The 13,252-nt window shown below is 64.3% G+C and carries 12 protein-coding genes; 10 read left to right on the forward strand and 2 right to left on the reverse strand.

Going from position 1 to position 13,252, the window contains the following annotated elements:
- The first annotated feature begins 94 nt into the window (after positions 1–94).
- The 4 genes from puuE to C7I85_RS25820 are packed head-to-tail and all read left to right on the forward strand — an operon-like array spanning position 95 to position 3,496.
- Positions 95–1,528 carry an allantoinase PuuE gene (gene puuE, locus C7I85_RS25805; protein WP_106726873.1) on the forward strand — a complete coding sequence of 478 codons (1,434 nt, stop codon included), beginning with the start codon at positions 95–97 and terminating at the stop codon, positions 1,526–1,528.
- Between the two features lie 12 nt (positions 1,529–1,540).
- Complete coding sequence (locus C7I85_RS25810) at positions 1,541–2,368, forward strand: bifunctional allantoicase/(S)-ureidoglycine aminohydrolase (RefSeq protein WP_106726874.1); 828 nt, start codon at positions 1,541–1,543, stop codon at positions 2,366–2,368.
- A 31-nt stretch (positions 2,369–2,399) separates the two neighbouring features.
- Positions 2,400–2,906 carry an ureidoglycolate lyase gene (locus tag C7I85_RS25815; RefSeq protein ID WP_106726875.1) on the forward strand — a complete coding sequence of 169 codons (507 nt, stop codon included), beginning with the start codon at positions 2,400–2,402 and terminating at the stop codon, positions 2,904–2,906.
- A complete protein-coding gene (locus C7I85_RS25820; RefSeq protein ID WP_106726876.1) occupies positions 2,903–3,496 on the forward strand; it encodes a nucleoside deaminase in 594 nt (197 codons plus the stop codon). The genes C7I85_RS25815 and C7I85_RS25820 overlap by 4 nt, the downstream gene beginning before the upstream one ends.
- 3 nt (positions 3,497–3,499) lie before the next feature.
- On the opposite strand, the gene C7I85_RS25825 is transcribed toward C7I85_RS25820, so the two are convergent.
- Together C7I85_RS25825 and C7I85_RS25830 are read right to left on the reverse strand one after the other, a co-directional pair.
- Positions 3,500–3,781, reverse strand: coding sequence for a type II toxin-antitoxin system RelE family toxin (locus C7I85_RS25825; protein WP_106726877.1), 282 nt, complete (start codon positions 3,779–3,781; stop codon positions 3,500–3,502).
- The gene (locus tag C7I85_RS25830; protein ID WP_106726906.1) at positions 3,771–4,019 is read right to left on the reverse strand and encodes a type II toxin-antitoxin system Phd/YefM family antitoxin; all 249 of its coding nucleotides are present in this window, start codon (positions 4,017–4,019) and stop codon (positions 3,771–3,773) included. Before C7I85_RS25830 ends, C7I85_RS25825 begins: the two co-directional genes overlap by 11 nt.
- A gap of 178 nt (positions 4,020–4,197) precedes the next feature.
- Between C7I85_RS25830 and C7I85_RS25835 the strand changes: the two genes are divergently transcribed.
- The 6 genes from C7I85_RS25835 to C7I85_RS25860 all read left to right on the forward strand — a co-directional run bounded on the left by C7I85_RS25835 (position 4,198) and on the right by C7I85_RS25860 (position 13,172).
- Positions 4,198–6,180, forward strand: a complete 1,983-nt coding sequence (locus tag C7I85_RS25835) for a CocE/NonD family hydrolase (protein ID WP_106726878.1) — start codon at positions 4,198–4,200, stop codon at positions 6,178–6,180.
- Positions 6,181–6,334: 154 nt separating this feature from the next.
- A complete protein-coding gene (locus C7I85_RS25840) occupies positions 6,335–7,924 on the forward strand; it encodes an ABC transporter substrate-binding protein (protein ID WP_106726879.1) in 1,590 nt (529 codons plus the stop codon).
- A gap of 187 nt (positions 7,925–8,111) precedes the next feature.
- Positions 8,112–9,695 (forward strand): ABC transporter substrate-binding protein, encoded by a 1,584-nt coding sequence (locus C7I85_RS25845; RefSeq protein WP_106726880.1) that lies wholly within the window; start codon positions 8,112–8,114, stop codon positions 9,693–9,695.
- 16 nt (positions 9,696–9,711) lie between these two features.
- Positions 9,712–10,668, forward strand: coding sequence for an ABC transporter permease (locus C7I85_RS25850; protein WP_106726881.1), 957 nt, complete (start codon positions 9,712–9,714; stop codon positions 10,666–10,668).
- Between the two features lie 16 nt (positions 10,669–10,684).
- Complete coding sequence (locus C7I85_RS25855) at positions 10,685–11,512, forward strand: ABC transporter permease (RefSeq protein ID WP_428832903.1); 828 nt, start codon at positions 10,685–10,687, stop codon at positions 11,510–11,512.
- Complete coding sequence (locus C7I85_RS25860; protein WP_106726883.1) at positions 11,505–13,172, forward strand: ABC transporter ATP-binding protein; 1,668 nt, start codon at positions 11,505–11,507, stop codon at positions 13,170–13,172. Before C7I85_RS25855 ends, C7I85_RS25860 begins: the two co-directional genes overlap by 8 nt.
- The last annotated feature ends 80 nt before the right edge of the window (positions 13,173–13,252 follow it).

The raw sequence follows: 13,252 nt of genomic DNA on the forward strand, positions 1-13,252 counted from the left end.
CACAAAAAGACTTTCAATTTTTTTAGGGGGAATATCCATGCACCCCTTTGATATTGTGAGAATATAAGGTCACCGCGACCAGGGGTAAAGGAACATGCGTTACGTAAGAGACATGCGTGGCTATGGCGCCAATCCGCCGGACCCGAAATGGCCGGGCGGAGCCCATGTCGCGGTGCAATTCGTGGTCAATTACGAGGAAGGCGGCGAAAACTGCATCCTGCACGGCGATGCGGCCTCCGAAGCCTTCCTGTCCGAGGTCGTGGGCGCAGCACCCTGGCCGGGAAAACGCCACTGGAACATGGAGTCGATCTACGAATACGGCGCCCGCGCCGGCTTCTGGCGGCTGCACCGCATGTTCACCGAAGCCGATGTGCCCGTCACCGTCTATGGCGTCGCTTCCGCGCTCGCCCGCTCGCCCGACCAGGTCGCGGCCATGCAGGAAGCGAACTGGGAAATCGCCTCGCACGGCCTGCGCTGGATCGACTATCGCGACCATGAGGAAGAGGTCGAACGCGGCGACCTCATCGAGGCGATCCGCCTGCACAAGGAAGTCGTGGGCGAACGGCCGGCCGGGCTCTATCTCGGTCGCACCTCTGTCTATTCGGTGCGCATCGCCGCTGCCGAAGGCGGGTTCGCCTGGATTTCCGACACCTATGACGACGATCTGCCCTACTGGCTCGACCATGACGGCCATGGCAATGCCATTCCGCCGCAGCTCGTCATCCCCTACACGCTCGACGCCAACGACATGCGCTTTGCCACCGCGCAGGGTTTTAATTCGGGCGACCAGTTCTTCGCCTATCTGAAGGACGCCTTCGACACGCTCTATGCCGAGGGCAAGGCCGGACGCGGCGGCATGATGAGCATCGGCCTGCACTGCCGCCTGATCGGCCGGCCGGGCCGCGCCGCCGCTCTGCAGCGCTTCATCGACTATGTGAAGAGCCACGACAAGGTGTGGCTGCCGCGCCGCATCGACATCGCCAATCACTGGCGCGAGCATCACCCCTACAAGCCGGCGGCACTGCGCCCCTCGCGCATGAGCGAGAAGGAATTCGTCGAAAAGTTCGGCGGCATCTTCGAACATTCGCCGTGGATCGCCGAGCGCGCCTACAGGCTGGAGCTGGGTGCCGCCCATGACAGCGCCGGCGGCCTGCACAACGCGCTCAGCCGTGCCTTCCGTTCGGCCACCGAGGCCGAGCGCCTCGGCGTTCTGACGGCCCACCCCGACCTTGCCGGCAAGCTGGCGCAGGCCAAGCGCCTGACGGCGGAGTCGACCAAGGAGCAGGCCTCGGCCGGTCTCGACGCGCTGACCGACGCCGAGCGCGAGACGTTCACGCAGTTGAACAGCGCCTATGTCGAAAAGTTCGGCTTCCCCTTCATCATCGCCGTCAAGGGTCGCACCAAGGACGAGATCCTTGCCGCCTTCCAGACGCGCATCGACAACGACCGCGAAACCGAGTTCGACACCGCCTGCGCCCAGGTTGAGCGCATCGCGCTGTTGAGGCTCAGGGACATCCTGCCGCTCTAAAGGAAATCAGAAATGGCCGGCCGCACCTATTACGCCCCCACCGGAGGTCTGCCGCCGCAGACGGACCTCATCACCGACCGCGCCGTCTTTACGGAAGCCTATGCGGTTATCCCGCGGCGCGAGTTCAGCGACATCGTCGCCAGCTACCTGCCCTTCTGGGACAAGACCCGGTGCTGGGTCATCGCACGCCCGCTCTCGGGCTTTGCCGAGACTTTTTCGCAATATGTCATGGAAGTGCAGCCGGGCGGCGGCAGCAACCAGCCCGAGCCCGATGCGGACGCCGAGGGCGTGCTGTTCGTGGTGGAAGGCGAGATCACGGTGACGGTGGATGGCGCAACACACCGCCTGACGCCGGGCGGCTATGCCTTCCTGCCGCCTGCCAGCGGCTGGACCCTGCGCAACGACGGCGCCGCCGCCGCGCGCTTCCACTGGATCCGCAAGGCCTATGAATATGTCGAGGGCATCGACGTTCCGGACCCGATTTTCGCCAACGAGAACGACATCGCCCCGACCGCGATGCCCGACACGGACGGCAAATGGGCGACGACCCGTTTCGTCGATCCGACCGACCTGCGCCACGACATGCATGTGACCATCGTCACCTTCAAGCCGGGCGGCATCATCCCCTTCCCTGAAACGCATGTGATGGAGCATGGGCTCTACGTGCTGGAAGGCCAGGCCGTGTACCGGCTCAACCAGGACTGGGTTGAGGTGCAGGCAGGCGACTATATGTGGCTGCGCGCCTTCTGCCCGCAGGCCTGCTATTCCGGCGGCCCGGGCGACTTCCGCTACCTGCTCTACAAGGACGTCAACCGGCACGCCAAGCTCGACCGGTTCTGACCGGTCGGTTGTCGAGGAAGGACGAGGCGCCATGACCCGGATCGTCGCCCAATCGCTCACCCGCGAAAACTTCGCCGAATTCGGCGAGGTCATCGAGGCCGAAGGCGCGCATCACTATCCGATCAACGCTGGAAAATGCGAGCGCTACCACGCGCTCGCCACCGCCGAGGCCGCGGGGCCGAACTGCCGCGTCATCCTCAACATCTTCAAGGGAACGCCCTATGCCTTCCCGCTGAAACTGACGATGGTCGAGCGCCATCCCTTCGGCAGCCAGGCCTTTGTCCCGCTCTCGCCGCGCCCGTTCCTGGTCGTCGTCTGCCACGACACTGCGGAAGGCCCGGGCACCCCGCACGCCTTCATCACCCGGCCCGGCCAGGGCGTGAACTATCCGCGCAACCTCTGGCACGGCGTGCTGACACCGATCGGCGAGCCGCAGGATTTTCTCGTGGTCGACCGCGCCGGCGACGGGGTCAATCTGGAAGAGTTCTTCTTCCCCGAGCCCTATGAGATCGTGCTTCCGGAAGGATCTCAGCCATGAGCAATGCCGCGCTGATCAACCGCCTCTTCGACGTCATCGAAGACGACATCGTGCCGAAGACGGCCGAGGGCGTGGCCCATGGCAACAAGCTGTTCGGCGCGGCGATCCTGCGCAAATCCGACCAGTCGCTGGTACTGGCCGAAACCAACAACGAGCTGGAAAACCCGCTCTGGCACGGCGAAGTCCACTGCCTGAAGCGCTTTTACGAGATGCCGAAGGCCGACCGGCCGGATACCAAGGACTGCATCTTCCTCTCCACCCACGAGCCTTGCTCGCTGTGCCTGTCGGCCATCACCTGGGCCGGCTTCGACAATTTCTACTACCTGTTCAGCCACGAGGATTCGCGCGACAGCTTTGCCATCCCGCACGACCTGAAGATCCTGAAAGAGGTCTTCACCCTCGATCCGGGCGGCTACAACGCCGAAAACGCCTACTGGAAAAGCTATTCGCTCCGCCGTCTCGTGCGCGAGTTGCCGCAAGCCGAGCGCGAGAAGCTGGACGCGCGCATCGACAGGATCGCGAAGCGCTACGACGAACTGTCCGGCGCCTACCAATCCGGCAAGGCCGACAACGACATTCCGTTGAATTGAGCGTCAGCGCTTGCTGGCGATCTCATAGATCGCGGAGCGGTCCCGCCTGCCGACCGCGATCACCAGCACGACAAGCTCACCGTCGATCACCTCATAGACGAGCCTATAACCGGAACTGCGCAGCTTGATCTTGTAGCGGTCCTTGGCGCCGCGCAGCTTGGCCGAGGGCACATGCGGGTTCTCGCATCGCTCTTCTAGCTTCTTGCGGAATTGCTCACGCGTGTTGGCGTCGAGCTTTTTCCACTCTTTCAGCGCCGATTCTAGGAACTCGAGCTCATAGCTCATCGAGCTTCACGCGGACGCGCTTTTCGCCCTTGCGTGCATCGGCGATCGCGTTGAGCTCTATATCCTCCAGCCGGTCCATCATCGCTTCGAAGGCCTTGGCCGGGACACAGTAGAAAGCCGGTTCGTTACGGTTGAGGATCGCCACCGGAAACCCTTCGCCGGCCGCGACGGTGCCCATTGGGTTTTTCTTCAGCTCCGAGACGCTTGCGGTCACTTCCGCGAGGATGGTGTGGGGCATGGCATGATCCTTTACAGGCACCATAATTAATACCTTTAACAGGTCTTTTCAATCAGCGCCAAGGTAACGGCAAATTCCGCCGATCAAGCCGCAAACAGCAATGCGAGCGACGTTCCTTCGCCTTGCCTAGCGGCAACCGGATGTGCCTCTATGCGTGCAATCTAGGAGAGAGGCATTCATGAAAACCGTCACCGAATTTCCGCGCAAGGTCGTCGAACATCCCGACATGGGGCTCGTCATGCCCGACGGCTGCCGGCTGTCGGCGCGCGTCTGGATGCCGGAGGATGCCGAGCGGAACCCGGTGCCGGTGATTCTCGAGCACCTGCCCTACCGCAAGCGCGACGGCACCACGGCGCGCGATTCGCTCACCCATCCCTACCTCGCCGGCCATGGCTATGCCTGCATCCGTGTCGACATGCGCGGCAATGGCGATTCCGAAGGGCTGATGGAGGACGAATATTCCGAGCAGGAATGGCAGGATGCCTGCGACGTCATCGCATGGGCGGCGGCGCAGCCCTGGTGCAACGGCAATGTCGGCATGATGGGCATTTCCTGGGGTGGCTTCAATTCGCTGCAGGTGGCGGCCAAGCAGCCGCCGGCGCTGAAGGCCATCATCACGCTCTGCTCCACGACCGACCGCTACGCCGACGACATCCACTACAAGGGCGGCTGCCTGCTGAACGAGAATTTCGGCTGGGCCTCGACCATGCTGTCCTACTCCTCGCGCTCGCCCGATCCGGCGCTGGTCGGCGACAAATGGCGCGAGATGTGGCTGCACCGGCTCGAAAGCCAGCCCTTCCTGGCCCGGACGTGGTTCGGCCACCAGCGCCGCGACGCCTATTGGAAGCGCGGCTCGGTCTGCGAGGACTATTCCGCCATCCAGGCGGCCGTGCTCTCCATCGGCGGCTGGCACGACGGCTACCGCAACACCATCTCGCACCTCGTCTCCAACATCTCCGCGCCGGTGAAGGGCATCGTCGGTCCGTGGATCCACAAATACCCGCATTTCGCGGCCCCCAAGCCGGCGATCGGCTTCCTGCAGGTGGCGCTGCGCTGGTGGGATCGCTGGCTGAAGGGCGTCGAGAACGGCGCCGAGAACGATCCGGCCTACCGCGCCTGGGTGATGGACAGCGTGCGCCCGAGCCGCTGGCATGACGAGCGGCCGGGCCGCTGGATCTCCGAATCTCAATGGCCCTCGCCTCGCATCGAAACCCGCGAGATCGAGCTCCTGGCGATCACCGCAGCGCCCGCGCTCGTCGCCTCGCCGCAGGATTGCGGCCTCACCGGTGGCGAATACTTCCCCTTCACCTATGGCCCCGAACTCCCCGGCGACCAGCGCGGCGACGACGCCCGCTCGGTCTGTTTCGACCAGCCGGTGCAGGCCGAAGCCATCGACATCGTCGGCGCGCCGGAAGTGCTGGTGCGCTTTGCGTCGGACAAGCCGCAAGCCAATATCGCTGTGCGCCTGTGCGACGTGCATCCCGACGGCGCATCCGAGCTGATCTCCTACGGCGTGCTCAACCTCACCCACCGCAACAGCCACGAATTCCCGGAGAAGCTGACGCCCGGCGAGGTCGTCGCGGCGCGCGTCGTGCTCGACCAGTGCGCCTACCGCCTGCCGGCCGGCCACCGCCTGCGCGTTGCCGTGTCCACCGCCTACTGGCCGGCCATCTGGCCCTCGCCCGAGCCGGTGCGGCTCGAACTCTCCGAGGCAAAGCTGTCCCTGCCGGTGCGGCCGCTCGCCAAGGGCGACGAGGCCAGCTTCCCGGAACCGGAAGCGGCAGCGCCCTGGGCGATCGAGACGCTGCGTGACTCCAGCTCGGAACGCCATATCGATCGCGACGAGAAAACCGGCACGGTCACGCTCTCCATCACCGACGATTTCGGCGAGGTTCGCGACCTCGACCACGGCCTCGTCAGCGGCAGCATCGTGCGCGAAAAATGGACCATCCATCCCGACGATCCGCTGTCGGCGCGCGGCGAGACCCACTGGACCGACGTCATGTCGCGAAATGAATTTTCGCTGCGTACCGAGACCCGCTCGCGCATGCATTCCGACGCCAAAAACTTCTACTTCGAGGCCAGGATCGAGGCTTACGAGGGAAGCAAATTGGTGTTCGAGCGCGATTACCGGGAGGAAATTCCACGCGACCACATTTGACCTACCGGCTTCGATATCCTAAAAGCGACACATCATCATTTGCGTCGCGACATGTCGCAATCTGCCTTACGTGAGGGCAAGCGGACCTCCACTATCCCCTCCGGGACGGTGGAGGAGCATCGCCCGTCTGGACGACATGCAAGGAGGAGAAGTCTTGTCGGCTGAACTCGAATATCTGGGCCGGCGCGTCGCCGCCGGCAAGCTCAACCGCCGTGATTTTCTCGGCCGTGCCGCGGCACTTGGTATCGGTGCCGCATTTGCCAATACGCTTCTGACGAGCGCCGTGCGCGCTGCCGGCCCGGTCAAGGGCGGCGCGCTCAAGGCCGGCCTGCAGGGCGGCGAATCGACCGACGGCCTCGACCCGGCCGCCATCAACAACCAGGTCACCGGCGCGTTTGCGCGCTGCTGGGGCGAAAAGCTCATCGACATCGATGAGAACGGCAAGATCGTCCACCGGCTGGCCGAAGAATATGGTTCTTCGCCGGACGCCAAGACCTGGACCTTCAAGATCCGCAAGGGCGTGACCTTCCACAACGGCAAGGAGCTCGACGCCAGCGACGTGATGGCCACCCTCGAGCGCCATGCCGGCCCCGAGACCAAGTCGGGCGCGCTCGGCGTGCTGCGCGGCATCGACCAGATGAAGGTCGACGGCAACGACTTCGTCATCACGCTGAAGGAGGCCAATGCCGACCTGCCCTTCCTGATGTCGGACTACCACCTCATCATCCAGCCCAATGGCGGCAAGGACAATCCGCAGGCCGGCATCGGCACCGGGCCCTACAAGATCGCCTCGCACGAGCCGGGCGTCCGCGAACTCGGCACCCGCCACGAAGGCTACTGGGATGCCGACAATGGCGGCTTCGCCGATCAGGTCGAGATCGTGGTCATCAACGATTCGACAGCCCGCATGGCGGCACTTCGCGGCGGCCAGGTGCACATGATGAACCGCGTCGAGCCCAAGATCGTCGGCTTGGTCAAGCGCATCCCCGGCATCACCATCCAGAACGTGGCCGGCGGCGCGCACTACGTGTTCGCCATGCAGTGCAACACCGCGCCCTTCGATAACAACGATCTCCGGCTGGCGCTGAAATATGCGGTCGACCGCCAGGAGATGGTCGACAAGATCGTCGGCGGCTACGGCACGGTCGGCAACGACATCCCGGTCAACAAGTCCTACCCGCTGTTCTCGGACGATATCGAGCAGCGCGTGTTCGATCCGGAAAAAGCCGCCTTCCACTACAAGAAGTCGGGTCACAGCGGCCCCATCCAGCTCATCACCTCCGAGGTCGCCTTCCCGGGTGCCGTCGACGCCGCCCAGCTGTTCCAGCAGAGCTGCGCCAAGGCCGGCATCCAGCTCGACGTGCAGCGCGCACCGGGCGACGGCTACTGGGCCGAGGTGTGGAACAAGAAGCCGTTCTCAGCTTCCTACTGGGTCGGCCGCCCGACGCAGGACCAGCAATATTCCACCGCCTATCTGTCGACCGCTGACTGGAACGAGACCCGCTTCAAGCGCGAGGATTTCGACAAGCTGGTGGCGGCGGCCCGCGCCGAGCTCGACGAGCCCAAGCGCAAGGCCATGTATCGCGACATCGCGCTCATGGTGCGCGACGAAGGCGGCGCCATCATCCCGATGTACAACGACTGGATCGACGCGGTCTCCGAAAAGGTCGGCGGCTACGTGCCTTATCCGTCGGGTGAGCTCATGGGCGGCCTTGCGCTGGCCAAGTGCTGGCTCACCGCCTGAGACACGCCAAATACCGGCTTTTCAAAGGGTGCCGGCGTGCCGGCATCCTTTAGTCCACAGCCGCGCTGCATTTACGCCACGTAATGTCGCAATTCGCCTTGCCGAAGACGAAATCTTCCGCGCAATATCCGCCTAACAAGCAAAACAAGACTGTTTAAAGTCATCTAACCAGAGTGAGGAACAATATATGTCCAATGAATTGGAATTCCTGAGCCATCGTGTCGCCACCGGAAAGCTCAGCCGCCGCGATTTTCTGGGTCGCGCGGCCGCCCTCGGCGTCACCGCGGCCTTCGCCAACACGCTTCTGGGCAGTGCCGCTCGCGCGGCCGGCCCGCAGAAGGGCGGCACGCTGAAGGCCGGCATGCAGGGCGGTGAATCCACCAACAGCCTCGATCCGGCTTCCTGGCAGAGCCAGGTGCCCTACAAGTTCGGCCGCCAGTGGGGCGAGCAGCTGGTGCAGATGTCGCCCGACGGCGAAGTGAAGCCCTGCCTCGCCGAAGAATGGCACGCTTCCGACGACGCCAAGGTGTGGACCTTCAAGATCCGCAAGGGCGTGCAGTTCCACAACGGCAAGGAGATGACCCCCGACGACGTTCTCGCCACCATGGAGCGCCACTCCGACGAGAACTCGAAGTCGGGCGCGCTCGGCATCATGGGCGGCATCGACAAGATCAAGGTCGACGGCCAGAACGTGGTCTTCACGCTCAAGGACCCCAATGCCGACCTGCCCTACCTGCTGGACGACTACCACCTGATGATCCAGCCGAACGGCGGCAAGGACAATCCGGTGGCCGGCATCGGCACCGGCCCCTACAAGGTGGCGGTCAACGAGCCGGGCGTGCGCCATGTCGGCGAAAAGTTTGCCAACTACTGGCGCGATGACCGCGGCTTTGCCGACAGCATCGAGATCATCGTCATCAACGACGCCACGGCGCGCACCTCCGCGCTGCAGGGCGGCCAGGTCGACATGATCAACCGCGTCGAGCCGAAGATCGTCGATCTCATCAAGCGCGTGCCGGGCGTCACCATCCAGAACGTCGCGGGCAAGGGCCACTACGTCTTCATCGCCCATTGCAACACCGCGCCGTTCGACAACAACGATCTGCGCCTCGCGCTGAAATACGCGCTCGACCGCGACGAGATGGTGCAGAAGATCCTGCACGGCTACGGCTCGGTCGGCAACGACACGCCGATCAACAAGGCCTATCCGCTCTTCGCGGAGATCGAACAGCGCAAGTTCGATCCGGAAAAGGCCGCCTTCCACTACAAGAAGTCCGGTCACAGCGGCTCGGTCCTGCTGCGCACCTCCGACGTCGCCTTCCCGGGCGCCATCGATGCCGCCCAGCTCTATCAGCAGAGCGCTGCCAAGGCCGGCATCACCATCGAGGTCAAGCGCGAGCCAGGCGACGGCTACTGGTCGGAAGTCTGGAACAAGCAGCCCTTCTCGGCTTCCTACTGGGGCGGTCGCCCGACGCAGGACCAGATGTACTCCACCGCCTACTATTCGAAGGCCGACTGGAACGACACCCGCTTCTTCCGCGAAGACTTCGACAAGATGCTGTTCCAGGCCCGCGCCGAACTCGACAAGGACAAGCGCGTCGCGCTCTACAAGTCGATGGGCGAGATGGTTCGCGACGAGGGCGGCGTCATCACGCCGATGTTCAACGACTTCATCGACGCGACCGGCCCCAAGGTCGGCGGCTGGTTCGCCGACGGCAACCAGGAAATGATGGGCGGCTACGCCCTGTCGAAGTGCTGGGTCCAGGCGTGAGTCCGGCCCTGCACAGATGGCTTCGCTCTTGAAACTGGTGGCCCAGCGCATTGCGCTGGGCCTGCTCCTGCTGCTCGCCGTCTCGGTTCTGATCTTCGTTGGCACGCAGATCCTGCCGGGCGACGTGGCGCAGTCCATCCTTGGTCAATCCGCAACGCCCCAGGCGCTTGCCAACCTGCGCGAACAGCTGGGGCTGAACGACCCCGCCTATGTGCGCTACTTCCATTGGCTCTGGGGCATGCTGCATGGCGACATGGGCACCGCCCTGTCGAACGGCCAGGACATTGCCACCTCGCTCAGCGGACGGCTCAAGAACACGCTGTTCCTCGCCTTCTGGGCGGCAATCGTCTCGGTGCCGCTGGCGATCATCCTCGGCCTCATCGCCGTGCGCCACAAGAACGGCTTCGTCGACAAGCTCATCTCCGGCCTCACGCTGGCCTCCATCTCGCTGCCCGAATTCTTCATCGGCTACCTGCTGATCTATTTCGTGGCGGTGCAGATGCAGTGGTTCCCCAGCGTGTCGACCGTCTATGACAGCATGTCGTTTCTGGAGCGCATGAAGGCGATCGCGCTGCCGGCCGCCACGCTGACGCTTGTGGTGCTGGCGCATATGATGCGCATGACGCGTGCGGCCATCCTCAACGTCATGCAGTCGGCCTATATCGAGACGGCCGAGCTCAAGGGCCTGACGCCCTTCGAGATCATCCGCCGTCACGCCTTCCCAAATGCGATCGCGCCGATCGTCAATGTCGTGATGCTGAACCTCGCCTATCTCGTGGTCGGCGTGGTCGTGGTCGAGGTCATCTTCGTCTACCCCGGCATGGGGCAGTATCTGGTGGACCATGTCGCCAAGCGCGACGTGCCGGTGGTGCAGGCCTGCGGCCTGATCTTTGCCGCCGTCTATATCGGCCTCAACATCATCGCCGACATCACGGCCATCGTGTCCAATCCGCGCCTCAGGCATCCGAAGTAAGGGGGACGGGTACATGCTGACCTTGAAAAACATCCCGTTGAGCGCCTGGCTCGGCCTCATCGTCACCGGCCTGTTCGTCTTCGCCGCGGTCTTCGCGCCGTTGGTGGCGCCGTTCCCGAATGCCGAGATCGTCGGCGACGTGTGGGAGCCGATGTCGGCCGCGCACTGGCTGGGCACCGACAATCTCGGCCGTGACCTCCTCTCGCGCATGATCTTCGGCGCCCGCACGACGATCCTGATCGCAGCGCTCGCCACGGCCCTGTCGTTCACGCTGGGCTCGATCCTCGGCTTCACCGCCGCGGTCATCGGCGGCTGGTTCGACCAGACCATGTCGCGCGGCGTCGATCTCCTGATGGCAATCCCCACGCTCATCTTCGCGCTGGTGGTGCTGTCGGTGCTTCCCGGCAACATCGTGACGCTCATCCTTGTGATGGGCATCCTCGATTCCACCCGCGTCTACCGCCTCGCCCGCGCCGTGGCGGTCGACATCAACGTCATGGACTATGTCGAGGCCGCCAAGCTGCGCGGCGAAGGCCGCGGCTGGATCATCTTCCGCGAGATCCTGCCCAACGCGCTGTCGCCGCTGGTGGCGGAGCTTGGCCTGCGCTTCATCTTCGCCGTGCTTTTCCTTTCGGCTCTGTCCTTCCTCGGCCTCGGCGTCCAGCCGCCGGAAGCCGACTGGGGCGGCATGGTCAAGGAAAACAAGGAAGGCATCGTGTTCGGCATCCCGGCGGCGCTCATCCCTGCTGCAGCAATCGCGGTCCTGGCCATCTCGGTCAACCTCGTGGCCGACTGGATCCTCAACCGCACCACCGATCTGAAGGGAGGCCGCGGCAATGGATAGGCTCGCATCGCAATCCACCGGCGCATCCGAAAAGCTGCTCGACATCCGCAACCTCAAGATCGAGGCCACCGTCTATCCGCCGGGCGAAGCGCCGCGCAACATCGTCATCGTCGACGGCGTTTCGGTGTCGCTCGAGCGCGGCAAGGTCCTCGGCCTCATCGGCGAATCCGGCGCCGGCAAGTCGACGATCGGGCTGTCTTCCATGGGCTATGGCCGCGGCGGCGTGCGGATCACCGGCGGCGAGGTCATCCTCAATGGCCGCGACATCCTGAAAGGCGGCAAGGGCGGCCTCAGGGCACTGCGCGGCCGCGAGGTCTGCTATGTCGCCCAGTCGGCGGCGGCCGCCTTCAATCCGGCCCACCGGCTGATGAAGCAGGTGGTGGAGGCCTCGCTCAAGCACGGCGTCTCCAGTCGCGCCGAGGCTGAGAAGCGCGCGGTGAACCTCTTCCGCAAGCTCAGCCTTCCGGACCCGGAAAACATCGGCAAGCGCTTCCCGCACCAGGTCTCCGGCGGCCAGCTGCAGCGCGTCATGACCGCCATGGCGCTCTGCTCCGAGCCCGACCTGATCGTCTTCGACGAGCCGACCACCGCGCTCGACGTCACCACCCAGATCGACGTTCTGGCGGCGATCAAGGAGGCGATCCGCGACACTGGCGTGGCAGCCCTCTACATCACCCACGACCTCGCCGTGGTGGCGCAGGTTGCCGACGAGATCGCCGTGCTGCGGCATGGCAAGCTGGTCGAATGGGGTGATACGCGCCAGATCATCACCCAGCCCACGCAGGAATACACCAGCCAGCTGGTCTCGGTGCATGAGATCGCGCATGAGGAGCATGCGCCGGGCAAGGCGGCGGCGTTGTCGGTGAAAAACGTCACCGCGGCCTATGGCGGCGGCACGATCAAGGTGCTGAAGAACGTCTCGGTCGAGATTCCCGCCGGGCAGACGCTTGCCGTGGTGGGCGAATCCGGCTCGGGCAAATCCACGCTCGGCCGCGCCATTACCGGCCTGCTGCCGCCGCTCGAAGGCAGCATCACCTTCGGCGGACGCACCCTGCCCGGACGGCTGGCCGACCGCAGCAAGGAAGACCTGCGCCAGTTGCAGATGATCTACCAGATGGCCGACGTGGCGATGAACCCGCGGCAGACGGTGGGCACCATCATCGGCCGACCGCTGGAGTTCTATTTCGGCCTGCGCGGGCGCGAGCGCGACAAGCGCGTGGCCGAACTGCTCGACAAGATCGAGATGGGCAAGGGCTTTGTCGACCGCTACCCGGCCGAGCTCTCGGGCGGCCAGAAGCAGCGCGTCTGCATCGCCCGGGCGCTGGCGGCCAAGCCTAGCCTCATCATCTGCGACGAGGTCACCTCGGCACTCGACCCGCTGGTGGCGCATGGCATCCTTCAGCTGCTGCTCGAGCTGCAGAAGGAAGAGCAGGTCGCCTATCTCTTCATCACCCACGACCTCGCCACGGTGAAGGCCATCGCCGATTCCATCGCGGTGATGTATCGCGGCGAGATCGTGCGCTACGGGCCGAAGAGCAAGGTTCTAACGCCGCCCTTCGACGCCTATACCGACCTGCTGCTCTCCTCCGTTCCGGAGATGGAAGTCGGCTGGCTGGAGAAGGCCATCGCCGGGCGCCGCATGGAAAGCGCGGGGAACTGACCCGGGCGGACACTTCGTCGCGCGTCGATCTCCAACGCGCGGCAGACTACCTAACCACTTGAATCTACGTATCATCCTTC

This window comes from Pseudaminobacter soli (ex Li et al. 2025), assembly GCF_003012705.1.
GTDB classification, from domain to species: domain Bacteria; phylum Pseudomonadota; class Alphaproteobacteria; order Rhizobiales; family Rhizobiaceae; genus Pseudaminobacter; species Pseudaminobacter soli.